The 23,619-nt window shown below is 62.6% G+C and carries 17 protein-coding genes; 11 read left to right on the top strand and 6 right to left on the bottom strand.

Translation table 11 applies throughout. The annotated features are described in order from the left end of the window. Window positions 1-94 precede the first annotated feature (94 nt). On the top strand, window positions 95-2,302 hold the full coding sequence (locus AWH62_RS15375) for a M3 family metallopeptidase (protein ID WP_075191379.1): 2,208 nt from the start codon (window positions 95-97) through the stop codon (window positions 2,300-2,302). Between the two features lie 62 nt (window positions 2,303-2,364). On the opposite strand, the gene soxR is transcribed toward AWH62_RS15375, so the two are convergent. Further along, entirely contained in the window at window positions 2,365-2,823 is a 459-nt protein-coding gene (gene soxR / locus AWH62_RS15370; protein ID WP_075191476.1) for a redox-sensitive transcriptional activator SoxR, read from the bottom strand. Window positions 2,824-2,921: 98 nt separating this feature from the next. On the opposite strand from soxR, the gene AWH62_RS15365 reads away from it, so the two are divergent. From AWH62_RS15365 to AWH62_RS15355, 3 genes are read left to right on the top strand one after another with little or no spacing between them, the layout of a single operon-like run. Beyond that, window positions 2,922-3,287 carry a VOC family protein gene (locus tag AWH62_RS15365; protein WP_075191378.1) on the top strand — a complete coding sequence of 122 codons (366 nt, stop codon included), beginning with the start codon at window positions 2,922-2,924 and terminating at the stop codon, window positions 3,285-3,287. 52 nt (window positions 3,288-3,339) lie between these two features. Then, window positions 3,340-4,416, top strand: coding sequence for an SRPBCC family protein (locus AWH62_RS15360; protein WP_083635249.1), 1,077 nt, complete (start codon window positions 3,340-3,342; stop codon window positions 4,414-4,416). Window positions 4,417-4,446: 30 nt separating this feature from the next. Beyond that, window positions 4,447-5,778 carry an APC family permease gene (locus AWH62_RS15355; RefSeq protein WP_075191376.1) on the top strand — a complete coding sequence of 444 codons (1,332 nt, stop codon included), beginning with the start codon at window positions 4,447-4,449 and terminating at the stop codon, window positions 5,776-5,778. 56 nt (window positions 5,779-5,834) lie between these two features. Here AWH62_RS15355 and AWH62_RS15350 read toward each other — a convergent pair whose 3' ends face one another. Beyond that, window positions 5,835-7,091, bottom strand: a complete 1,257-nt coding sequence (locus AWH62_RS15350) for a TetR/AcrR family transcriptional regulator (protein ID WP_075191375.1) — start codon at window positions 7,089-7,091, stop codon at window positions 5,835-5,837. A gap of 263 nt (window positions 7,092-7,354) precedes the next feature. Between AWH62_RS15350 and AWH62_RS15345 the strand changes: the two genes are divergently transcribed. The 3 genes from AWH62_RS15345 (at window position 7,355) to AWH62_RS15335 (ending at window position 10,063) form a co-directional block, all read left to right on the top strand. After that, complete coding sequence (locus AWH62_RS15345) at window positions 7,355-8,401, top strand: phosphotransferase family protein (protein ID WP_075191374.1); 1,047 nt, start codon at window positions 7,355-7,357, stop codon at window positions 8,399-8,401. 61 nt (window positions 8,402-8,462) lie between these two features. Beyond that, window positions 8,463-9,287, top strand: a complete 825-nt coding sequence (locus AWH62_RS15340; RefSeq protein ID WP_075191475.1) for an SDR family NAD(P)-dependent oxidoreductase — start codon at window positions 8,463-8,465, stop codon at window positions 9,285-9,287. Then, a complete protein-coding gene (locus tag AWH62_RS15335) occupies window positions 9,287-10,063 on the top strand; it encodes a thioesterase family protein (RefSeq protein WP_075191373.1) in 777 nt (258 codons plus the stop codon). Before AWH62_RS15340 ends, AWH62_RS15335 begins: the two co-directional genes overlap by 1 nt. 80 nt (window positions 10,064-10,143) lie before the next feature. Here the strand turns inward: AWH62_RS15335 and AWH62_RS15330 are convergent, their stop codons facing one another. Together AWH62_RS15330 and AWH62_RS15325 are read right to left on the bottom strand one after the other, a co-directional pair. Continuing rightward, window positions 10,144-11,280: a DUF3089 domain-containing protein gene (locus AWH62_RS15330; RefSeq protein ID WP_075191372.1), complete on the bottom strand. Its 1,137-nt coding sequence runs from the start codon at window positions 11,278-11,280 to the stop codon at window positions 10,144-10,146. Window positions 11,281-11,320: 40 nt separating this feature from the next. Then, window positions 11,321-13,084, bottom strand: coding sequence for a class I adenylate-forming enzyme family protein (locus AWH62_RS15325; RefSeq protein ID WP_075191371.1), 1,764 nt, complete (start codon window positions 13,082-13,084; stop codon window positions 11,321-11,323). Window positions 13,085-13,310: 226 nt separating this feature from the next. Between AWH62_RS15325 and AWH62_RS15320 the strand changes: the two genes are divergently transcribed. Continuing rightward, complete coding sequence (locus AWH62_RS15320; RefSeq protein ID WP_121211880.1) at window positions 13,311-15,350, top strand: 3-hydroxyacyl-CoA dehydrogenase NAD-binding domain-containing protein; 2,040 nt, start codon at window positions 13,311-13,313, stop codon at window positions 15,348-15,350. A 35-nt stretch (window positions 15,351-15,385) separates the two neighbouring features. Here AWH62_RS15320 and AWH62_RS15315 read toward each other — a convergent pair whose 3' ends face one another. Together AWH62_RS15315 and AWH62_RS15310 are read right to left on the bottom strand one after the other, a co-directional pair. Continuing rightward, the gene (locus tag AWH62_RS15315) at window positions 15,386-16,561 is read right to left on the bottom strand and encodes a CaiB/BaiF CoA-transferase family protein (RefSeq protein ID WP_075191370.1); all 1,176 of its coding nucleotides are present in this window, start codon (window positions 16,559-16,561) and stop codon (window positions 15,386-15,388) included. Further along, a complete protein-coding gene (locus AWH62_RS15310) occupies window positions 16,558-17,028 on the bottom strand; it encodes a MarR family winged helix-turn-helix transcriptional regulator (protein WP_075191369.1) in 471 nt (156 codons plus the stop codon). The genes AWH62_RS15315 and AWH62_RS15310 overlap by 4 nt, the downstream gene beginning before the upstream one ends. Before the next feature lie 341 nt (window positions 17,029-17,369). Here AWH62_RS15310 and AWH62_RS15305 point away from each other — a divergent pair, with 341 nt between their 5' ends. From AWH62_RS15305 to AWH62_RS15295, 3 genes are all read left to right on the top strand, one after another. Continuing rightward, window positions 17,370-19,910, top strand: coding sequence for a TonB-dependent receptor (locus tag AWH62_RS15305; RefSeq protein WP_075191368.1), 2,541 nt, complete (start codon window positions 17,370-17,372; stop codon window positions 19,908-19,910). Window positions 19,911-20,056: 146 nt separating this feature from the next. Continuing rightward, on the top strand, window positions 20,057-22,012 hold the full coding sequence (locus tag AWH62_RS15300) for a tetratricopeptide repeat-containing sulfotransferase family protein (RefSeq protein WP_198928917.1): 1,956 nt from the start codon (window positions 20,057-20,059) through the stop codon (window positions 22,010-22,012). After that, entirely contained in the window at window positions 22,009-23,619 is a 1,611-nt protein-coding gene (locus AWH62_RS15295) for a BCCT family transporter (protein ID WP_075191366.1), read from the top strand. Before AWH62_RS15300 ends, AWH62_RS15295 begins: the two co-directional genes overlap by 4 nt.

Raw genomic sequence — 23,619 nt, 5'->3', positions numbered from 1 at the left:
GGATCGTTTCAGGGTGCAGATGGTGAAATCTTCATTTTTGCAACGGCCCGCGGACCGTTAGTGTGCGGCAATAATTTTTCGGGGAGCATTTCACATGCGCAAACTAATGATGATCACCGCGAGCACGGCCGCACTTTTTGCCGCCGCCTGCACGCCCGCTGACGAGACCGTCGAGACGGATGAGACCAGCGCGATGACCGCGGCGGCAATGACCGAGGCGAACGAGACCGAAGCCGCTGAAGTCGCGAGTTTCGACAACCCGCTTCTGGCGGAATGGACCGGCCCCTATGGCGGCACGCCGGACTTCGACAATGCCAGCCTCGACGATCTGCGCGACGCGCTGCGTGAAGGCATGGCGCTTAACCTGGCCGAGATCGATGCCATCGTCGCCAATCCCGAGCCGGCGAATTTCGAAAATACGATCCTCGAACTCGAGCGGGCCGGTGCGCCGCTGGGCCGGGTCTTCTCCTATTGGGGCATCTGGTCGTCGAACATGTCGTCGCCGGAATTCCGCGATATCCAGCGTGAAATGTCCTCCGAACTGTCGGCCTTCAGCTCGCAGATCACCCAGAATGAAGCGCTTTTTGCCCGGGTCCGTGCGGTCCATGATGGCGCCGAGATGCAGACGTTGACGCCGGAGCAACAGCGCGTCGTGGTGCTGACCTATGACGGGTTCGCCCGCAATGGCGCAACGCTGGAAGGCGAAGCCGCCGAACGTTATGCCGCGATCAATGCCCGTCTGGCCGAGCTGCACACTGATTTTGCCAATAACGTGCTCAATGATGAGGGTGATTACGTCACCTATCTGACGGCGGATCAGCTTTCCGGCCTTCCGGCCGACTTCGTGGCCGCGTCAGCTGCCGCCGCTGCCACGCGCGGGCGTGAGGGCGAATACGCCATCACCAACACCCGCTCCTCGATGGATCCTTTCCTGACCCTTTCCGACGAACGCGATCTGCGCGAGCAGGTGTGGACCAATTATTATTCGCGTGGCGACAATGGCGGCGAGTTCGACAATAACGCCATCATCACCGAGATCCTGCAGCTGCGCGACGAGCGTGTCGGCCTTTTGGGCTATGACAATTACGCCTCCTGGCGTCTGGAGAACCGCATGGCCGGCACGCCCGAGCGGGCCATGGAGTTGATGGAAGGCGTCTGGACAGCCGCCGTCGCGCGCATCGAGGAAGAAGTCGCCGACATGCAGGCGCTTGCCGATGCCAATGGCGACGACATCGCCATCCAGCCCTGGGACTATCGCTATTATGCCGAGCAGGTCCGCTCGGCCCGCTACGACCTCGACAGTGAAGAGGTGAAGCAATACCTGCAGCTCGATAATCTGCGCGAAGGCATGTTCTACGTCGCTGGCGAACTGTTTGGCTTTGCCTTCCGTGAACTGCCGGAGGGCGAGGTGTCGGTCTGGCACCCATCCGTGCGCGTGTGGGAAGTGACCAATCGCGATACCGGCGCCAATGTCGGCCTGTGGTATCTCGATCCCTTCGCCCGTCAGGGCAAGCGGTCCGGCGCCTGGGCCAATTCCTTCCGTTCGCACACCACGATTGATGGCGAGACCAATGTGCTGGCCACCAATAACTCGAACTTTGTTGAGGGCGCCCCGGGCGAGCCGGTGCTCGTCTCCTTCGACGATGCGACGACCTTCTTCCACGAATTCGGTCATGCGCTTCATTACCTGTCGTCGAATGTCGATTATCCGACCCTGAATGGCGGTGTGCGCGACTACACCGAATTCCAGTCGCAATTGCTCGAGCGCTGGGTGCTCACCGATCCGGTAGTCAACAATTACCTGACCCATGTCGAAACCGGCGAGCCGATGCCGCAAGCCCTGATCGAGCGCATCCGTGCGGCCGCCAATTTCAACCAGGGTTTCTCGACCGGCGAGTATCTCGCCTCGGCCCTGATGGACATGGTCTATCACACCACCGACCCGGCCGAGATGAGCGATCCGGACACGTTTGAGCGGGAGACCCTGGCGCGTCTCGGCATGCCGGATGAGATTGTGATGCGTCACCGTTCGCCGCATTTCGGGCATATCTTCTCGGGCGAGGGCTATTCGGCCGGCTATTACGGATACATGTGGGCGGATGTCCTCACCGCCGACGCTGCCGAAGCCTTCCAGGAAGCACCGGGTGGTTTCTATGACCCGGAGGTTTCGGCCCGCCTGGTTGAATATCTCTTCGCGCCGCGCAATTCGATGGACCCGGCAGAGGCTTACCGCCTTTTCCGCGGCCGCGATGCCGACGTCTCGGCGCTGATGCGGGACCGCGGTTTCCCGGTCACCGAATAGGCGACAGGTCATCCTGATGAACAGGGCCGGCGGGGCAATCCGCCGGCCTTTTTCATGGGTGATCAGTCTGGCGGGTCGGTCACCCCGAAATGCGGGCCGGCGCCCAGGCCGGCGAGACGGTCGCGGGGATTGTAGAGCTGGCAGGCTTTCAGGGAGAGGCAGCCGCAGCCGATACAACTGTCCAGCCGTCCACGCATTTGCGTCAGCGCATCAATCTGCTGGTCGAGGCGATCCTTGAGGCTGGCACTGATTCGCGCCCAATCGGATTGGGTTGGCGTGCGCCGGTCGGGCAGGGAGGTCAGCGCATCGCCGATCTCGCGAATGGACAGCCCCAGTTTCTGGGCGATCAGGATGAAGGAAATGCGCCGGACATCGGCGCGCTTGAAACGGCGTTGTCCGCCCGTATTGCGGGTCGGCTGGACCAGCCCCTTGTCCTCATAAAAACGGATTGCCGACACGGCGACACCAGTGCGTTCGGCCAGCTGCCCGATGGACAGGGGGTCTGCGGCCGTGGGGGATATGAATTGTTCCGGATCCAAAGCTTGACCTCAACTTAGGTTGAGGAACTATCTCACAGCCTGTTCAAGCGGCCAAGCCGGTCGCGGTACAGGAGATTTCCATGACAAATGCGATGCTCGAACACGTCAATGTGACGGTCACCGACCCTCAAGCCACCGCCCGCCGCCTGACCGAATGGTTTGGCTGGCAGGTGCGCTGGCATGGCCCGGCCAAGAATGGTGGTACCGCCTACCATGTTGGCGGCGAGGCCAGTTATGTCGCCGTCTACGCCTATCCCGAGCCGACCGATATGCCGACCGGGCGGCTCAACCATATTGGCGTTCTGGTCGATGATCTCGACGCCGCCGAGGCGCGGATCAAGGCCAGTGGCATCCACACCCACTCCCATGCCGACTATGAACCGGGCCGGCGTTTCTATTTTGACGATCCGGACGGGATCGAGTTCGAAGTGATCAGCTACGCCTGATCCGGCGACGGATTTCATTGGCAGGCGGGGCCGTTGCCGTTAGCGTCCCGGCATGGACGATCTTTACGCCCCGCCTTCCACTGACAGAACGGATCCGAAACGCCCCTTGGCCGCGGCCCGGGCGCTCGACCCGACGCGCTATGTCGGGGCGGAAGCGCTGGCCCTTGATCAGCGCGAAATCCTGTCGCGCGGCTGGCAGGTCGTGGCGCCGGCCAGTGCGCTGTCCGAACCCGGGGATCATATCGTGCGCGAGATCGGCGGCGTGCCGATCCTGCTGGTGCGCAATGGCGAGGGCCGGCTCAACGGGTTTTTGAACATCTGCCGTCACCGCGCCGGACCGCTCGCCCTGTGCGATGGCAAGGGCGCCAAGCGTCTGCGCTGCGCCTATCACGGCTGGGCCTATGACCTCGATGGACACCTGCGCACGGCGCCGGAGATGCAGGCCGCCGACGGGTTTGATCATCGGGACATCGCGCTGGAGCGCATCGAGACTGAAGTCTGGAACGGACTGGTTTTCGCCCGCACGCGCCTCGGGCCGGGTTTTGCCGACATCATGGCCGGGATCGACGATATTGTGCCGACCGGCGCGCTGGACGGGCTCAACCACCATCACAGCCGGATTTATGACGTGGCCTGCAACTGGAAGGTCTATGTCGACAATTATCTCGAAGGCTATCACCTGCCCTTCGTCCATCCCGACCTGACCCAGGTCGTTTCCTATCCCGACTACAAGACCGAGCTGGCGCGCTTCTGGTCCCTGCAACGCTCGCCGGTCGACGCCGAGACCGAGGCCTATGCGGCCGGTGAGGCGCTCTATTTCTTCATTTATCCCAATACCATGCTCAACATCCTGCCGGGCCGCATGCAAACCAATCGCGTGGTGGCCAACGGGCCGGATGCCTGCCGGGTCGAGTTTGATTTCTATTATGCCGACGGCGAAGCCGGCCGGGCCGAGGCCGATGATGCTTTTTCCGACAGCGTCCAGGACGAGGATCGCATGATCTGCGAACACGTCCAGAAAGGCCTCGCCTCCGGCGCCTACCAGCCCGGTCGGCTCTCGCCCGACCAGGAGGCCGGCGTCTGGCATTGGCACAATCTGCTACGGGATGCCTACGCCGCTTGTGGCTGACGGGTTCTGCGTCCGGGGGGACAGACGACCATGACAGACCACAAGACGACAGCGCAGGACGCTGCATCGCTCGCCAAGCCGGCGCACAAGACGATCGGCTTTTGGGGCTGTTGGTCCCTGGTGGTGGGGATCATGATCGGATCCGGCATTTTCATGCTGCCCGCCGTCCTCGCACCCTACGGCTTGATGGGGTTTTCCGGCTGGCTGGTGACGGCTGGCGGCTCGATCCTGTTGGCGCTGGTGCTGGGCCGGCTCGCCCATCGCACGACAAGGACCGGTGGTCCGATCGCCTTTGCCCATGACGCTTTCGGCGACCTCACCGGCTTTCTTGTCGCCTGGGGCTATTGGGCCTCCTACTGGATCTCCATCCCCGCCGTCGCGATTGCCTTTGTCGGTTATCTGACTGTTTTCATTCCGGGCCTGAGCGCCTCGCCGATGGCCCAGATGGGCTGCGGGCTGGCGCTGATCTGGGGGTTGGGCCTGATCTCGCTGCACGGCATCCGCGATGCCAGCATCGTGCAATTATTGACGACGATCCTGAAACTGGTGCCGATCTTCGTGGTGATCGGCGTCGGTTTCTTCACCGGCGATGTCGCCAACCTGCCCGAGATCAATCCGTCCGGTGGCGGTTTCTTCCCGGTGCTGGCCGCGACCGCGCTCTTGACCATGTGGGCCTTTGCCGGCCTCGAAGCGGGAACCGTGCCGGCCGGTGATGTCCGCGATGCCGCCCGCACCGTTCCGCGCGCCACGGTGGTCGGCACAATCACGGTCGCCCTCATCTACATCGCCGCGACCGCTGCGGTCATGCTGGTTGTGCCGGCTGCCGACCTGGCCAGCTCCACCTCGCCCTTCTCCGATGCGGCCCGTGTCCTGGGCAGTTGGGGGCCGGGGCTGATTGCCATCGGGGCGATGGTGTCCACGGCCGGGGCGCTCAACGGCATCATTTTCCTGTCCGGCCAGATGCCGATGGCTCTGGCGCTGGACCGGCTGGCACCCGCTGCCCTGGGTCGACGCAACAAGGGCGGCGCGCCACAACTCTCCCTCCTCCTGTCGCTGGGGTTGGGCTCGGTCCTGCTGGTCGCCAATTACTCGCGCGGCCTGGTCGGCGCCTTCACCTTCCTGGCGATGATGAGCACGGTCTGTCTCCTGCTGCCGCTGCTGGTCAGCGCGGTGGCCGAGCTGCGCCATTCCTGGCGATCCGCCAGAGGCTGGGCCATCATCGCCCTCGCCGCTGGCGCCTATGCGGCCTTCGCCGTCCTGGGTTCCGGTCTCGAAGTGCTCGCCTGGGGTGGTGTTCTGATCCTGGCCGGCTTGCCGGCCTACTGGCTGGGCAAGCCAGGGCGCGAGGCAGGCGTCCCCTGACTTGACGGGCCAGGGCAGCCGCCGGGCGGCATTGGGGACGATGAGGCCCGTTGCCGTCAGCCCGTGAACGGCTTGGGCGGCGCCGAAAACAGACCATAGGCCAGCGTCGAGGCGTAATAGGCGAAGGCGGTATCGGGATCGACACCCCGGACCCAGTCGCGCAGGTCATAGGCCGAGTTGAGGGCGCCCATGATCGCCTGGCTGGCGACCAGCGGGTCGACCGGCCGGACCGAGCCTTCGGTGATGCCGTCGATCATCATGCCGGCGAAGCGGCGCGCCATCCGGTTGGAACGGTCGAGCACATCATTGCGCAAATCATTCGGCAGGGCCTGCAAGGCAGTCGTTCGCAGCAGCGGGAATTCACTGAACAGCTGCACATTGAGCAGTGTCGCGATGGAGGAGGACAATTGCTGCCACTGATTTCCGCCAGCCTTGGTGGCGGCGCGCTGGACCAGCGACACGCGGCCATAGGAGCGGCGGAAGCATTCCAGCACCAGCTCGTCCTTGGCTTCCAGATGGTGGTAGAAACTGCCCTTGGTGACATTGAGTTCCGAGGCAATCTGTTCGACCGAGGCGCCGCGATAGCCGCGCTCATTGATCAGGAAGGTGGCGGCGCGGGCGAAATTGCCCGGCATGCCCTCGATCCCGACCTTCAGCTCCGACTCATCGATTGGCAGGAGTTCGGGCGCCCACTTGGCACCGTCACGAGCGATGCCATGCTCGAAGATCTCGACCATGCGGTGGATGACGCGGTCATAATCGCCGGTGGAATACTGCGACAGCCAGGCTGGCAGCCAGAACATGTTCTGGACCAGGACATGGGCGCGGATCGTCCCGAGGATTTTCTCTTCCGGAGTCCTGGGCGCGTCGAAAAACGTCCGCAGCTTGCGGAAGACCTGCACATAGCGCGCGGTCAATTCGCTGCCGAAGGGCTCGTTGAGGGCGCGGATGTCGGAGATCACCGCAATCGGCCGCTCGATCTCGGCATTGATGCGGGCCTGCAGGTCGAAATTGAGACGGACATACCGCTCGACCCGCGCTTGCGGCGTCGGCTCGGCGGCGGCTTCCGCGACCAGGGCTTCGATGCGTTCAAGCGCGCGTTCGAGCACGGCGGCCGCCAGCAATTCCTTGCGTTTGAAATAATAGGTGATGCTGGTTGTGTTGAGTTGAACCAGCTGGGCGACGTCAACAAATGTCATGCCGCGCACGCCATGCCGGTTGATCAGCGTGGCGGCGGCGTCGAGGATCAGCTCGCGCTTCTGGTGGAAGCGGCGGGTCTTCGCCGAGTCGATGGTTTTCGGAGTCGCATTCATATCATTCGCTTAGCAGAGTTTGTTGATATCGTCACGCGATCGGGCGCGCGCGCTGCCTTGATCTCCCTTCTGGCACGATAGCAAAATCGGTATGGATTTCTCCAGTCCGGGTGAGCTTTATGAAGTGGTTATGAAAAAACGACTTCATGCGTCATCTGCCAACTTGCGTCGCCGCATTCTAACCATTTACCGAGGAAACGGTATGGTCTAACTTTGCTGCAGCGCGAGATCGCGCGCACGGATTATCACAATCGGGACAGACCATGACTGCAGCGACAGCGACGCCGCCGCGCGACGAGATGGATTTGCAACGCCTTGAGACTTGGCTGGCTGGCCGGATCGACGGCTTCGCGGGGCCGGTTCGGCTCGCCAAGTTTCCCGGCGGCCAGTCCAACCCGACCTATCGTCTTGATGCGGGCGACCGGTCCTATGTGTTGCGCCGGAAACCGTTCGGTCCGACCCTGCCATCGGCGCACGCGGTTGATCGCGAGCATCGCCTGATCGCCGCCCTTCACCCGACCGGCTTCCCGGTTGCCCGGCCGGTTGCCCTGTGTGAGGACGACACGGTGATCGGGTCGATCTTCTATGTGATGGAATTGGTCGATGGGCGCTCGCTTGCCGATGGCTCGCTGCCCAATGAAACACCGCAGGCCCGCGGGGAGATGTATCGCGGGCTGACCACCGCGCTGGCCGATCTTCACAATATCGACCCGGTGGCGGCGGGTTTGGGCGATTATGGTCGGCCGGGCAATTATTTCGAACGCCAAGTCGGTCGCTGGACCAAGCAGTACCGGGCCTCTCAGACCGACGACATCCCCGAGGTGGAAGGGCTGATCGACTATCTGCCGCGCACCGTGCCGGAACAGACCCGCACCTCGATCATCCATGGCGACTACCGCATCGATAATGCCCTGTTCGAACCGGAGGGAACCCGCATCAAGGCGGTCCTCGACTGGGAACTTTCAACGCTCGGCGATCCGCTGGCTGACTTCACCTACTACGCCATGCAGTGGGCGATGCCGGCGGAGGCAGGCGGGGCCGGGCTCGACGGGATCGATTTCCAGGCCTCCGGCATTCCGACCCTGGATGAGACCGTGGCGCTTTATTGCGATCTCACCGGGCGCGACAGCGTGCCGGCGATGGACTGGTATTTCGCCTATAACCTGTTCCGCTTGGTCGGCATCGTCCAGGGCATCAAGAAGCGGATCATCGACGGCAATGCCTCCAGCGACAAGGCCGAGGCGACCGTCGCGCGCCTGGTGCCGTTGGCAGTCAGTGCCTGGGATTTCGCCCGCCGTGCTGGTGCCTGAGCCGGGCCTGCTGCCGGCGTCAAATCCGTAACGACACACGATCGGGGAAAGTCACATGTCCATGTTCAGCCTGGCGGGCAAGGTCGCCATTATCACCGGGGCCGCATCCGGTATCGGTCGTGCTTCGGCCCTCTTGTTTGCCGAGGCCGGCGCCAAAATCCTGGCCTGTGACCGCTCGCCGGATGTGGCGGCCACGGTTGCCGCCATTGAGGCCGCCGGCGGTGAAGCGAAAGCGCTGGAAATGGATGCCGGGTCCGAGCCTGATGTGATCGGTGCCGTTGCAATGGCGGTGGAGACATTCGGTCGTCTGGACGTGGTCTATGCCAATGCCGGCATCACGGGCGGTCTTCCCGACTTTCTCGACACCACGGCCGACACCTTTGCCGAGGTGTTGCGCGTCAACCTGATCGGACCCTTCCTGGCCATCAAGCACGCCGCCCCGGCCTTGATGAAATCGGGTGGCGGCTCGATCATCTGCACCGCCTCGGTCGCCGGGCTGCGCTATGGCGCCGGGCCGGTGGCCTATTCAGCCTCGAAGGCGGGTGTAATCAATCTGGTCCAGCACGCCTGCCAAAGCTTGGTCGGTACCGGAATCCGGGTCAATGGGGTTTGCCCCGGCTTGACCGAGACCGGGATGACGCAGCCCCTTTTCGACCATGCCCGCGCGGCTGGCAAAGGCGACCGGATCGGTCAGCTCAACCCGCTCCAGCGAGGTGGTCAGCCCGACGAGATTGCGGCAATGGCCCTCTTTCTCGCATCGCCGGCATCCAGCTATGTCAATGGACAGGCGATCGCGGTTGATGGCGGATTGTCGACCTCCCACCCGGTGGCGCCGTCGACCCAGCTCGCCGCCCGCGCCGCCCTCGACAAATTCAAGGATGACTGATGTCGCTGCCGCAAATCCTCGATGCCGCCCAAGTCTCCGACAACACGCTCACCGCGCAGTTACCGGACACCTGGATGCAGGGCCGGACCGCCTATGGCGGGCTGACGGCGGCGATCGCGCTTGACGCCGCGCTGCGGTCGCAACCGGATCTGCCGCCGCTGCGCTCGGCGCAGATCGCCTTTGTCGGGCCGTTGGCCGGTGAAGTTGTGGTGAAGACCGAACTTCTGCGCCGCGGCCGGACGGCAGCCTTCATCGAGGCCAATGTCTATGGTGACGGCAAGCTGGGGCTGAAGGCGCTCTTCGTCTTCATGATCGGTCTGGAGTCGAGTATCGACTATGCTGAAGATGCGCGGCCGGAAGTTCCCGACTTTGCTGACGCCGCCCCGGCCATGGCCAATCCGGATCCGAAATTCTTCACCGGTCATCTGGAATACCGCCATGGCCTGGCGATCGATGAGCGCCACACGCCGGACTTCATGCGCTGGGTACGTCTGAGGGAGCGTGACGGCCTGCATCCGATGGTCGAGCTGATGGCGATCGGTGACGCCTTGCCGCCGGCCGCCATGGCCCTGTTCGAAAAGCCGGGTCCGATCAGCTCGATGACCTGGCAGATCAATCTCTTGACCGCCGAACCGGTGACCACGGATGGCTGGTGGCTCAGTCGTTCCACCGCCGACCTTGCCCGCCATGGCTCGTCCAGCCAGCTCATGCTGCTCTGGAATGCCGACCGCGAGCCGGTCATCACCGGCATGCAGAGCGTCGCAATCTTCGTCTGACCTGCGATGAAAACAGGGCGAACCGCCTGGTCCGCCCTGTTCCCGTCCGTCGCCCCGGCCCCGGGGCGGTATGGTTTGTCCTATCGACCGTGTGCGGCCGCCTGGCTGCTGACCAGGTCGATCAGATCGCCTTGCGCGATACCGACATCGAGCAGGTGCAGGCCCCAATCAGCCAGGATGACGCCATTGGCCACAACGTCGCCGACAATGTCGTCGGTGCGTGGATCGGACGGGTCGCCATGCACGGTGATGGCATAATAGCTGCCATGTTCATTGTTCTGGCATTGCCCTGTGATCATGCCGGGAACGCGTACGAAATCCGTCGAGATCGGTGCGCCACCCTCGACCCAGGGTCCGGCTTCCACAGATGAGGTGAAGACACCATTCGTGGCCAGGTAGGCTACCAGAGGGGCGTCGGAATTGCCGGCCAGATCGCCGGGATTGGTGCAGGCCACCTCGACCGCTGGATCCGGCAGTTTGCCAAAGCGCGAGGCCTCCGGCGGCGGGGCGTCGCTGCGGAAGGAAACATAGCCGATGAAACAGCCGGTTTCCTCGTCCGCGCGACAGGGCGGAACGGCCTGGAATGAGCCGCCGACCGGCTGGCCCGGGGGCACGGCGATATTGTAGCCGATCAGCATGGCCGACAGCATGTTGTTCTGGATTGCCTCGCCATCGACGACACGGGCGACCAGTTGTTCCAACATGCGCGCGCCCTGGGAGTGACCGATCAGCACATAGGGGCGACCGTTATTGTCGTGCTCCATATAGTGGGCGAAGGCAGTCTGGACGTCGAGATAGGCGGTGACGCCATCGGCGGCAACCGGCTGGCCGGCCATCATCGAGCGCAGGGCGGTCAGCGTGACCTGCCGGTACATCGGCGCAAAGGTCCGGCAGACCTCGCCGAAGCGGGCGAACTGGGCCGCGATCACGCGGTTTTCCTCGTCATTGGCGACCATGTCGGAATTTGGCGTCAAATCGTTGGAGACCGTTGGATAGACATAGAAACAGTCGACCCCCGGATCTTCGGCCGCGACAAATGGCTCGACATGCATCGATCCGTCCGCCTCGACGATCGTGGTGTCGAGATCGATCGTGCAGGCGTCCTCCCGGCCGGGTCGGCACAGCCAGTTTTCGGCGGCGTCATAATCCGGCGGTGCGTAAGCCGGCGGTTGGGCCAGCAGGGTCGTGCCTGCCATCATCAGTGTTGCGATCAGCATCGCGTCTCTCCCCTCGAAATGACCGGTTGTCCGGTTCGGTTCAGGCCTGTTCGGTCTCGAACAGGGGTTTCAATTCACTCTTGACGATCTTGCCATTGGCATTGCGCGGCAGGGTCTTCCCGGAAAACAGGATGCGCACCGGCGTCTTGAAAATGGCGAGGCGCTCGCGCACCCAGGATTTGAGCTCGTCTTCGCTGGCGCTGAGGCCCGGCGCGAGGTGGACCACGGCGGCCGGCTCCTCGCCGAGCGTGCGGTGGGGGATGCCGACCAGCGCGGCATCGGTCACGGCCGGGTGTTCGTAGAGGGCATTCTCGACCTCGCTCGAATAGATGTTTTCGCCGCCGCGGATGATCATGTCCTTGGCGCGGTCGACAATGAAGCAGAAGCCTTCCTCGTCGATCCGGGCCAGGTCGCCGGTCCGGATCCAGCCATCAATGAAGGTCTCCGCCGTCGCCTCTGGATTATTCCAGTATCCGGCCACGATCTGCGGCCCGCGCGCCCACAGCTCTCCAACCTCGCCGACCGGTAATTCGCGGCTGCCATCAGGTGCCATGACGCGGATGTCCGACACCGCCACCGGCGGCCCGCAGCTGTCGGGACGGTTGAGATAGTCCTCCGAGGAGTGGCTGGTCACCGTCGCCGAGGTCTCGGTCATGCCCCAGCCATTGCCGGGCAGGGCGCCGAAGACACCCTTGATCTTTCGCACCAGTTCCGGTGCCGAGGGCGCGCCTCCATAGGTGATCGCCTCAAGCGAGGACAGGTCATACTTGTCGCGATCGGGGTGTTCGATCAGCTGCCAGGCAATTGTCGGCACGCCGCCGGTCGTGTTGACCTTCTCACGCTCAATAATCTGGAAGGCCTTCACCACATCCCATTTCGGCATGAAGACCATTGTGTGTCCGGCGAAGACTGCGCCCATCAGCCCGGCATTGCAGGCGGTGACGTGGAACAGTGGGATCACTGTCAGCATGACTTTGGGCGATGGCGCCGGCGGCGCCTCGCCACGCCGCAGGCAGGTGCGGGCGCCGGAAAAGGCTGACGACAGAATGTTGGTGAGGATATTGCGATGTGTGCCCAGCGCCCCTTTCGGATTGCCGGTCGTGCCGCTGGTGTAGAAAATCGTGGCCGGATCGTCGGGCGCAATATCGACATCCGGCAGATCGCCCTCGGGCAGGCCGGAATAACGGTCCGGCGTGCCGATCAGGTCCTCCAGCCGACGGGCTGGCGCATCCGGCGCGGCATCGCCGCGACTGACCAGGACATGTTTGAGATCCGGCAGACCGTTCGTTTCCGGGCCGATCCGATCCCAGCGCTCGGCATCACAGATCAGCGCTCTGGCGCCGGAATCCTTCAACCCGTAGGCCAGTTCCGCACCGGTCCACCAGGCATTCAGCGGTACGATGATCGCGCCCAGGCTGGTGACGGCGAAAAAGGCGACCGGCCATTCCGGCAGGTTTCGCATGGCCAGTCCGACACGGTCGCCCTGGCCGATGCCCATCGCCGCGAGTTCGGCAGCAAGGGCGCGGGTGGCGCGGAACCAGGCTTCATAGCTCACGCGTTCATTCTCGTGGATGGTGAAGGTGCGGCCGCCGTGATTGCGGGCGTGTGCAGCCAATTCCGGCAGGCTGCCGAGTGCGTTCTTCCAGGCGCGCGTTTCGACGCCGCGGATGGTCACGGTCTCCATCTCGAACTTTGCCCCGGGTGCACACAGCAGGGCCGTCGCCTGCTCTAGCGTGCAGGCGGGCCAGTCGGCCGGCATGCCCAAGCTCGCGACCGTTTCGGTCGCTTCTGCTTGATTTTCCATCCCCAACAAAATCCTGTTATCGGTTTGCTGCAATATTTGTTGAGGTGACGATAATGTCGAACGATATTTATCACAAGGCCACGTCATAACGATCTGGCGCGTCTGGTGGTTGTCCACTATATCGAATTCAGGGTATGCGGCATTGCGAAGATGATTAGTGCCCGGTAGGACCGGTTGAGCGATGCGGACAACAGCCCGGTCACGGGCAAAAAATCAGGAGATGGTGATGACGGTTATCAGTACGCGCAAGGATGGTGAGGTTCTCGTCGTTACCTCGAACAATCCGCCGGTCAACGCGCTCGGCCAAGCTGTGCGGAAGGGTCTTGCTGATGCGATGGCGGAGGCGGCGGCTGACGACGCCATCAAGGCGATTGTCATCACTTGCGAGGGGCGCACTTTCTTTGCCGGTGCGGACATTACCGAATTCGGCAAGCCGCCCGTTGGCCCCTCATTGCCCGAGGTGATCGACACCATTGAGGCCAGCACAAAGCCGGTCGTTGCCGCGATCCACGGCACGGCGCTTGGCGGCGGGCTGGAGGTTGCGCTGGGTTGTCACTACCGTATCGCCGTCGCGTCGGCGAAACTCGGCCTGCCGGAAGTCAAACTCGGCATCCTGCCGGGTGCCGGCGGCACCCAGCGCCTGCCGCGCGTGGTCGGTGTCGAGGCGGCCCTGCCGATGGTGGTCAAGGGGGATCCGATCCCGGCCGCTGCCGCCGAGCGCATTGGCCTGGTCGACAAGCTGGTCGCCGATGACGGCCTCGCCGAGAGCGGCGTGGAGTTTGCCCGCAATATCGTCGGGGCAGCCAGCCATCCCGTTTCAAGCGCCAGGATCGACATGATCGATCCCAGCCTGGGCGACGCCTTTTTTGATGAATTCCGCAAAACCGAGCTGCGTCGCCTGAAAGGGTTCGAAGCGCCGGAAGCCTGCATCGAGGCGGTCCGCGCCGCCATCGAGCTGCCCTTCGTCGAGGGTGTGAAGAAGGAGCGCGAGCTGTTCGGCAAGCTGGTCACAGGGACCCAGTCACGCGCCCTGCGCCACGTCTTCTTTGCCGAGCGTGCCGCCAGCAAGATTGACGACATCCCCGCCGACACGCCGATCCTCCCGATCTCAAAGGTTGGCATTCTGGGCGCCGGCACAATGGGTGGCGGGATCGCGATGAATTTCCTGACCGCCGGCATCCCGGTCACGATCCTCGAGCGCGAGCAGGCCCCGCTGGATCGTGGCGTCTCGATCATCCGCAAGAATTACGAACGCTCCGCGGCGCGCGGCAAATTCACCGCCGAACAGGTCGAGCAGTGCATGGGGCGCCTGACGCCGACGCTGGAGATGACTGACCTGGCCGATTGCGATCTGGTCATCGAGGCCGTGTTCGAGAATATGGATGTGAAGAAAGAGGTCTTCGCCAAGCTCGACGCCATCGTCAAACAGGGCGCGATTCTGGCCTCGAACACCTCCTATCTCAATGTCGATGAGATGGCGGCGGTGACCAAGCGTCCGGAATACGTGCTCGGCCTGCACTTCTTTTCGCCAGCCAATGTGATGCGTCTGATGGAGATCGTCCGGGCGGAAGAGACCGCGCCTGCCGTCCTCAAGACGGCGATGGCCTTGTCGAAGAAGATCGGCAAGGTCGCCGTGGTTGCCGGTGTGTGCCATGGCTTCATCGGCAACCGCATGCTCTCGCCGCGCCAGCAGGCCGCCAATACCCTGCTGATGCAAGGCATCACGCCGTGGGCGGTCGATGATGCGTTGACGGATTTTGGCTTGCCGATGGGGCCGTTCCAGATGGCCGATCTGGCCGGGCTCGATCTCGGTTGGGACAGGGAGACGTCCAAGGGTGAGACCATTCGCGACGTCCTCTGCGAGCGCGATCGCCGGGGCCAGAAGAATGGCAAGGGTTTTTACGATTACGGTGAAAACCGCCAGCGCACGCCCTCGGCCGAAGTCGAGGAGATTATCGCGTCCTTCGTCGCCAAGTCCGGGCAGGCATCGCAGTCATTCTCGTCCGAAGACATCCGCAATCGGTTGCTCTTCCCGATGATCAATGAGGGCGCGAAAATTCTGGATGAGGGCATGGCGCAGCGCGCCTCCGACATCGATACCGTGTGGATCAATGGCTATGGCTGGCCGGCTTATACGGGCGGTCCGATGTTCTGGGCTGACACGATCGGTCTGGATGTGGTGGTCGAGGGGCTGAAGGCCTTCGGCCATGATGTCTCGCCTTACCTCGCCGACAAGGCGGCCAAGGGCGAGCGCTTCAACGGTTAGGACGTATCGGCCCCAACCAGCCGATCGGAGCGGACCTATCCCTTCCCGGGTCCGCTCCACCCCTTTGCCTGGAGCTCCGCTTTCACGGCGTCTGTGTGTTCTCCCAGGCCGGGGGCGCGCGTGGTGCCGCCGGTGTCGCTGCCTGACATGCGGATCGGTGACCGCAATCCGGGGATCCCGTCCGAGCTGATCGCCAGTCCCCGCACGTGAACCTGCGGGTCCGCAAAGGCGTTCTGGATCGTGTTGATCGGGCTGCCGGGCACGCCATTGGCTTCCAGCATCGCAAGCGCTTCGCTTCGCGTCAGCTTGCCCAGGCAGGTCGAAAGGCTTGCTGTCAGTTCGGCGCGATTGCCAACCCTCTGGGCGTTGGTCCTGTTTGCGGCGATCACGGTCTCGTCGAGAGCAAGCGCATGAGCTAGGCGCTCGAACTGGCTGTCATTGCCGCAGGCGATGATGATGTGGCCATCGGCGCAGGCAAATTCCTGATAGGGCACGATGGAGGGGTGGGCATTGCCGATGCGGCGCGGCGGCGTTCCGGTCGCGAAATAATTCATCGCCTGATTGCCCAGTACGCCGACCATTGAATCCAGCAAGGCCATGTCGATGTGCTGGCCCTGGCCGGTCCGTTCGCGCTGTGCCAACGCGGCCTGGATCGCGATGGTGGCGTAGAGTCCGGTGAAGATGTCGGCAAAGGCGACGCCGAGGCGTTGCGGTGGACCGTCGGCCGCGCCGGTGATGTCCATCACGCCGCTCATGCCCTGGATTGCTAGGTCGTAGCCAGCCCGATGGGCGTAGGGGCCGGTCTGGCCGAAGCCGGTGATCGAGCAATAGACCAGGCGCGGATGGTCGGCGGCGAGGCTGGCATAATCGAGTCCGAATTTGGCGAGTCCGCCGACCTTGAAATTCTCGATCACCACATCGGCATCAGCGATCAGGGCGTGCACGAAGTCGAGATCATCGGGATTTCGAAAATCCGCGGTGACCGAGCGCTTGCCGCGATTACAGGAATGGTAATAGGCCGCGGCCCGACCGCTCTCATGCTCTATCCAGGGTGGACCCCAGCTGCGGGTATCATCGCCCGCCGGGCTTTCAACCTTGATCACATCAGCGCCGAGATCGGCGAGCGACTGTCCGGCCCACGGACCGGCCAGGATGCGGGCCAGTTCGACGACTTTCAGTCCGGTCAGCGCGCGGTTCGCCGGTCCTGTCATTCGTTGATTTCACCGGTGTCGAGGAAGGGCGAAGCGTCGAGATTTTCGGCGTCCATCAGCTCGGCGATCCGCTGTAGCGAGGCAATCAGCATGTTCTGTTCCCAGGACTGAAGCTCGCGAAAGGCGCGCAGGAAGCCGGCCTGCAGGAGTTCGGGCGCGTTTTCACCGGCGGTCCTGCCGGTCTCGGTCAGGCGCGCCATCACCACGCGCTTGTCGGTGTCGCTCTTGACCCGTTCGACCAGTCCGGCCTGGGTCAGGCGGTCGAGAATGGAGGTGATTGTGGCCTGGCTGAGTGACACAGCGCGGGCAATCGCGCTGGGCGAAAGATTGCCTTGCTTGCGCAGCGTGTCGATGACGACCAGCTGCGGCGCCGTAAGGCCGGTTGCTTTGACCAGGCGTTTGGACTGGAGGTCGATGGCCCGGGTAATCCGTCGCAGGGCCACAAGAATTTCGTCGTGATCGCTCATTCGGCTCGCCGTTTCAGGGTGCCCGACTCATGTACCCGCAGCCTTCGGGCTTTCCAAATGGAATCGGCGGAAAGCGGACGTCGGAATTTTTCGATTTCAAAGAATAAGGTCGGCAAAAATCGCTGCAGGAACAGGATCAAACTTCGCCGAAACCTGTCACATCCATGTAACGGTTGGATTTTAGCCTTATTTTACAGCGTGTAAGGTCGGTGGTTTCGGCTGCTTCCCTGCCAGGCACCCTTGGTGTTGAAAGTTTCAACTCAAAGCATACTGGTCAGCGCGTACCGGAAACTCTACACAGCCACTTGAACCGTAACGCCACAAGGGACTGTCATCACGTCATGCTGAAGCAACGGGCACTTTCAACAACCATTCTGACCGCCGCCACATTGTCGCTCGCCGGAGCCGGCCTCGCCGCCGCCCAGGTCGACGTCATCACCGTGACTGCGACGAAGCGCGAGCAAAGCACGCAGGATATTCCTCTTGCCGTGAACGCGATGAATGAGGAGACGCTGGACGAGCTCGGCGTCGATATCTTCACCGATTATCTGCAGCAATTGCCGGGCGTGACCGCCGGTGGTTCCGGTCCGGGCCAGGCCACGATCTATATTCGCGGCCTTGCCTCGACGACACCGAACCTGACCACCGCCGGTGTGGCCGGCCTGGCGCCGAATGTCGCCCTTTATCTCGATGAGCAGCCGGTGTCGCAGCCGGGCCGTAACCTTGATGTCTACGCAGCCGACCTGGCGCGGGTCGAGGTTTTGCCGGGGCCGCAGGGCACGCTGTATGGCGCGTCATCGCAGGCCGGTACCGTGCGCCTGATCACAAACCGTCCGGACCCGTCCGGCTTCTCCGCCTCGTCGAATTTTGCAGTCTCCTTCACCGAAGGCGGCGAGATGTCGAACAAGGTCGAGGCCGTCGTCAACGTTCCGGTGGCCGACAATTTCGCGCTCCGCGGCGTGGTCTATGTCGACCAGCAGGGCGGCTATATCGACAATGTTCCGGGCACCCGCAATGCGTCGGAATCGGCCCGTTTCCGCCCTGCGGGCACGATGCGCGACAATGGTGTTCCGGTGAGCACGACGCGCGCCGGTTTCCAGTCCACGGCTGATCTGTCCGGGGTCACCTTCCTGGACGCCAATAACTCCTCCCTGCTGGAAAAGGACTTCAACGACACCACCTATTCCGGTTTCCGTCTGAGCGCCCTGTATGACTTCAATGCGGACTGGTCCCTGACCGTCATGCATATGCAGCAGCAGCTGGACTCCGAAGGCGTCTTCTTCATGGACCCGGAACTCGACGATCTGGAAATCCAGCGCTTCGAGGAAGACGAGCTGGATGATTATTTCCACAACACCAGCTGGACGCTGGAAGGTCGCCTCGGCGCCCTGGAAATGGTCTATACCGGCGCCTATACCGACCGGAATACCGATCAACGCGTTGATTATTCTGACTATCTCTTCGTCGGCCAGTACCTGCCCTACTATATCTGTGACGGCTCGGTCTCCTATCCGGGAGCGGCGGCGCCGTCGGGCACCTGCCAGCCGCCGAACCTGTTCGTGCAGTCGGACACGCGGACCAAGGTCTTCACGCAGGAATTGCGCTTCAACACGCCCGCAGACCGCCGCATCCGCGCGACCTTCGGCGGCTTCTATTCCGATATGGAAGTGGCCGAACGCAATGACTTCACCTATCCCGGTTCCGTCAATGCGGTTTCGTTTGACGGTGTGACCACAGGTTTTGCCCCGAACTATCCGCTGACAAACCTTGCTGTTACGGGTGCGGTCGGTGACGCTTCACCAGGCTATTTCTCTGATCCGGGTCCTTTCCCGGCCGGTGTGATCTTCCGCAATGACGTGCTGCGCACGGATGAGCAGTATGGCATTTTCGGTGAGACGACCTTTGATCTGACCGAGCAATTCTCCATCACGCTGGGTGCCCGTTATTACGACATCGAAGTCGATCTCGTGGGCAGCGCGAACGGGTCCTTCTACAATTTTGGCCAGACCGACGACGCTCAGGTCTTCGGGACGAATATTTCGGCCCTGTATGCGCCGGACAACCCGTTCGGCAATCCGGATGTCGCCGCGACAGACGGTTTCATCTTCAAGGGGACGCTGGAATGGCGCCCGACGGACGGAGCGCTCTTTTACGCGACCGTCTCGGAAGGCTTCCGCCCCGGCCTGCTGAACCGCCCCGGCGGCGCTGCGGGTCCTGGTGGCTATACCGTACCCTACGCGTTGGAAACGGATGATGTGATCAATTACGAGTTCGGCTGGAAAACCGACCTCTTCGACAATCAGGTCCGCTTCAACGGCAACGCCTTCATGGTCGAGATCGAAAACCTCCAGACGACGATCTTCGACCCGTCCATCACCAATCTCTTCTTTTCGGATAACGCCGCCAACGCGGAAATTCGTGGCCTGGAAGGTGATGTCACCTGGGCGCCGGCCGATATTGAAGGCCTGACCGTCGTCGGTGCCTTCTCCCTGCTCGACACGGAAATCACCGAAGTCCTGACCCCGACCGACGACATCGTGGTCGGCTCGGAGCTTGCTTTCGCGCCGAGCTATCAAGCGAATTTCCGGGTCCGCTATGAGTGGTATCTGGAAAACGGCATGATGGCGCACGTGATGCCGCAAGTGACGATGACCGATGACAGCTATTCGGATGTGATCGAAATTAACAAGGCGGATGTTGAAGGCTATACGTCGCTGAACTTCACGACGGGCCTGACCGGGGAAAGCTGGTCGGTTGAGCTGTTTGCCAACAATCTCACCGATGAGCGCGGCGAGATTGCCAACAACTTCGTCTTCGATCGCGAACGCGTCACCGTGATCCGCCCGCGCACGATCGGGGTTCGGGTCGGGGTGCAGTACTAGCCCCTGACAAGCTGTTGGCCTGAGGCCACCATGGAAAGCGTCCCCGGTGCGGGACGCTTTCTGTGTTCTGATTGATCGGTGGAGGCCCCTGCGTGGCGGAAGAGACGGACATCCATGTCCAGGCGCTGAGCACGGCGCAAAAGCAGATGTATGACAGCCGTTTCGAGGCGGCTTTGGAGACGATCCGGCCGGTGCTGGATGCGTCTCCGGACCATGCGGATGCTCTCTACATGCAGGCCGTCTGCGCCCGTTATCTCAAGCGTTATGACGAAGCGCGCGAGGCGCTGGACCGGATCAAGCGTACCGCACCGGATTTCGGCCGGGCTTTCCAGGAAGAGGGGCATCTGTTGCGGGCGATCGGCGACAATGACCGTGCCCTGACCGCCTATCAACGCGCCTGCCGCTTCAATCCGGCCCTCGTCGCCAGCTGGCAGGCCCAGGCGGACTTGTTGCAAACGGCTGGCCGTCCGGCGGAAGCAGGCAATGCGACCGCGCAGGCGGAGCGGATCACCGCCCTGCCGCGTGAATTGGTCTCGGTCACCCATCTCCTGCATGAAGGCAAGCTGCTCAAGGCCGAGAAACTCTGTCGCGCCTTTCTCCAGAAAACACCCCATCATGTCGAGGCGATGCGACTCTTGGCCGAATTGGGTAACCGCTTCGGGGTGTTGGAAGATGCGGATTTCCTGCTCGAAAGCGCGATCGGATTCGAGCCGGGCAATACCCAGCTGCGCCTCGACCACATCCAGGTTTTGCGCAAGCGTCAGAAATTCACCGCCGCCCTTGAACAGGCGAAACACCTGTACGACAGCGCCCCGGACAACCCGGTCTTCAAGTCGCACTATGCGATCGAGTGCATGCAGACCGGCAGTTATGACGCGGCGCTGCGCCTGTTTGACGAGATCCTCGATACGCTGCCGAACGACCCGGCGACCCTGACGTCGCGCGGCCATGCCCTCAAGACGCTGGGGCGCCAGGACGAGGCGATTGCCAGCTACCGGCAGGCGTTTGCCAGCAAGCCGGATCATGGCGATGCCTGGTACGGGCTGGCCAATCTGAAGACCTATCGCTTCACCGACGATGAGATCGCTGCCATGCAGGCGCTGGAAGCGGGCCCCGACCTGGCTTTCCAGGACCGGGTTCATATCAGCTTTGCCCTGGCCAAGGCGTTCGAGGATCGCGACGAGATCGCGCAATCTTTCGGCTTCTACGAGAAGGGCAATACGCTCAAGCGCATCCAGGCCCGCTATACGACGGAGCAGATGGAAGAGGAGCTGCGGGCCCAGGCCGAAATCTGCACGGAAGACCTGTTTGCAGCCCAGGCCGGGAAAGGTTGTCCGGACGCTGACCCGATTTTCATCGTCGGACTGCCGCGCGCCGGCTCGACCCTGCTGGAACAGATACTGGCCTCGCACAGCCAGGTCGATGGGACGCTTGAACTGCCCAATATCCTGGCGCTGTCGCACCGGCTCAGGGGACGCCAGCGCCTGTCCAACAAGACCCGCTATCCGCGCATCCTGCACGAACTCACTGCCGACCAGCTGACCGAGCTGGGCCAGGACTATATCGACAATACCCGCATCTACCGTGCCGGCGCGCCGCGCTTTACCGACAAGATGCCGAACAATTTCCGCCATATCGGCCTGATCAAGCTGATCCTGCCCAATGCGCGCATCATTGATGCCCGGCGCCATCCGATGGCGTGCTGCTTCTCAGGTTTCAAGCAACTCTTCGCCGAAGGCCAGGAATTCACCTATGGCCTCGAGGAGATCGGGCACTATTATCGAAACTATGTCGCGTTGATGGATCATTGGGACCGGGTTTTGCCCGGTCAGATCCTGCGCGTGAACTATGAGGACGTGGTGGCCGACCTGGATAGTCAGGTGCGGCGCCTTCTCGATTTTTGCGGCCTGCCCTTCGAGCAGGCCTGCCTCGACTTCCATGCCACCGAGCGCGCGGTTCGCACTGCCAGTTCGGAGCAGGTCCGCCAGCCGATCTTCGATAGCGGTGTGGCCCAGTGGAAGAAATTCGAACCCCATCTCGCCCCGCTCAAGCAGGCGCTTGGTGAGGAACTCCTGGCCGAAGCCGGACAAGGGACATCATGACCAAACGCTTTTACAAGACCGACTATGAGACCGGACAGGACAATATCTCCTTGCTCGGACTGGATGTTCACAACCCGGTCTTCTTCATTTCCGCTGTGGCGATGGTGGCGTTCGTCTCGACCGCGCTGATCGCGCCGGAGACGGTCGCGACCGGATTGTTTGCCGCCCGCGACTGGGTCCTGAACACGTTCGACTGGTTCTTTGTGCTGGGCGTCAATCTGGTCTTTGTCTTCTGTCTCGTGGTGATGCTCTCGCCGCTGGGGCGGCTGCGGATCGGCGGCAGCGATGCCAAGCCGGATTTCTCGACGAAGTCCTGGCTCGCCATGCTGTTCTCTGCCGGAATCGGTATCGGGCTGATGTTCTGGGGCGCGGCCGAGCCGCTGGCCTATCACACCGAATGGTTCGGCACGCCGCTTGGCGTCGAGCCCGGCACCGAAGAATCGGCGCGGCTGGCCCTGAGTGCAACGATGTTCCATTGGGGCCTGAACGCTTGGTCGATCTACGCGGTACTCGGTCTTGCATTGGCCTACTTCACCTTTTCCAAGGGTTTGCCGCTGACGGTCCGGTCCGCCTTCTACCCGCTTCTGGGTGAGCGCATCTGGGGTTGGCCGGGGCATCTTATCGACCTGCTGGCCGTTGTTGCGACCTTGTTCGGCCTGGCGACCTCGCTCGGCCTCGGAGCCCAGCAAGTCGCCAGTGGTCTGGATTTCCTGTTCGGCATCGATCCGGGCATCATCACCCAGATTGTGGTCATTGCCTGCATTACTTCGGTCGCCATCATCTCGGTGGTGCGCGGGCTGGATGGCGGGGTGAAAGTCCTCTCCAACATCAACATGGCCATGGCCGGCATCTTCTTGCTCTTTGTTTTCATCGTCGGGCCGACCCTGATCATCGCCAACGGTTTCTGGGAAAACACGGTCAACTACATCCAGGACTTCCTGCCCCTGTCGAACTGGGTCGGGCGCGATGATACCGAGTGGTTCCACGGCTGGACGGTCTTCTACTGGGCCTGGTGGATTTCCTGGTCGCCTTTTGTCGGCATGTTCATCGCCCGCGTGTCCAAGGGGCGCACGGTGCGCGAATTCCTCGTGGCCGTGATCTTCGTGCCGATGCTGATCACCATCGCCTGGTTCTCGACTTTTGGTGAGACGGCGATTTTCCAGCATGAGAACGGGATCGGAGAGCTGTCGGACGGGGTTGGCGACGTTTCGCTGGTCCTGTTCCAGATGCTCGAACATCTGCCGTTCGCAGCGATCACCTCCGGCATCGCGATTGTTCTGGTTTTCGTCTTCTTCGTGACGTCGTCGGACTCAGGCTCGCTGGTCATCGACTCGATTACCGCGGGCGGAAAGCTGCATGCTCCCGTGCCGCAGCGCATCTTCTGGGCTTCGATCGAGGGTCTGGTGGCCGCTGTGCTGCTCTATGGCGGCGGCGCCCAGGCGTTGCAGGGATTGCAGGCGGGGGCCATCACCGTGGGGCTTCCCTTCACCGTGGTTCTGCTGGTTTGCTGCTATAGCCTGTGGAAGGGTTTGTGGTCGGACCTGCGCGCGCTGCGGGCCATCGAGGCCGCCCGTGCCCTTGCAGTCAAATCCGGGGAGCCCAGCTGA

Source organism: Maricaulis sp. W15, assembly GCF_001924955.1.
Classification (GTDB): domain Bacteria; phylum Pseudomonadota; class Alphaproteobacteria; order Caulobacterales; family Maricaulaceae; genus Maricaulis; species Maricaulis maris.
Note: the sequence above shows the minus strand (reverse complement) of the source record. Positions and strands in the feature narration are given on the sequence as shown.

Excerpts from the sequence above, each read along its gene's own strand:
- AWH62_RS15375 (WP_075191379.1), top strand. The coding sequence starts at position 95 with ATGCGCAAACTAATGATGATCACCGCGAGCACGGCCGCACTTTTTGCC.
- AWH62_RS15365 (WP_075191378.1), top strand. The coding sequence starts at position 2,922 with ATGACAAATGCGATGCTCGAACACGTCAATGTGACGGTCACCGACCCT.
- AWH62_RS15360 (WP_083635249.1), top strand. The coding sequence starts at position 3,340 with ATGGACGATCTTTACGCCCCGCCTTCCACTGACAGAACGGATCCGAAA.
- AWH62_RS15355 (WP_075191376.1), top strand. The coding sequence starts at position 4,447 with ATGACAGACCACAAGACGACAGCGCAGGACGCTGCATCGCTCGCCAAG.
- AWH62_RS15350 (WP_075191375.1), bottom strand. The coding sequence starts at position 7,091 with ATGAATGCGACTCCGAAAACCATCGACTCGGCGAAGACCCGCCGCTTC.
- AWH62_RS15345 (WP_075191374.1), top strand. The coding sequence starts at position 7,355 with ATGACTGCAGCGACAGCGACGCCGCCGCGCGACGAGATGGATTTGCAA.
- AWH62_RS15340 (WP_075191475.1), top strand. The coding sequence starts at position 8,463 with ATGTTCAGCCTGGCGGGCAAGGTCGCCATTATCACCGGGGCCGCATCC.
- AWH62_RS15335 (WP_075191373.1), top strand. The coding sequence starts at position 9,287 with ATGTCGCTGCCGCAAATCCTCGATGCCGCCCAAGTCTCCGACAACACG.
- AWH62_RS15330 (WP_075191372.1), bottom strand. The coding sequence starts at position 11,280 with ATGCTGATCGCAACACTGATGATGGCAGGCACGACCCTGCTGGCCCAA.
- AWH62_RS15325 (WP_075191371.1), bottom strand. The coding sequence starts at position 13,084 with ATGGAAAATCAAGCAGAAGCGACCGAAACGGTCGCGAGCTTGGGCATG.
- AWH62_RS15320 (WP_121211880.1), top strand. The coding sequence starts at position 13,311 with ATGACGGTTATCAGTACGCGCAAGGATGGTGAGGTTCTCGTCGTTACC.
- AWH62_RS15315 (WP_075191370.1), bottom strand. The coding sequence starts at position 16,561 with ATGACAGGACCGGCGAACCGCGCGCTGACCGGACTGAAAGTCGTCGAA.
- AWH62_RS15310 (WP_075191369.1), bottom strand. The coding sequence starts at position 17,028 with ATGAGCGATCACGACGAAATTCTTGTGGCCCTGCGACGGATTACCCGG.
- AWH62_RS15305 (WP_075191368.1), top strand. The coding sequence starts at position 17,370 with ATGCTGAAGCAACGGGCACTTTCAACAACCATTCTGACCGCCGCCACA.
- AWH62_RS15300 (WP_198928917.1), top strand. The coding sequence starts at position 20,057 with ATGTATGACAGCCGTTTCGAGGCGGCTTTGGAGACGATCCGGCCGGTG.
- AWH62_RS15295 (WP_075191366.1), top strand. The coding sequence starts at position 22,009 with ATGACCAAACGCTTTTACAAGACCGACTATGAGACCGGACAGGACAAT.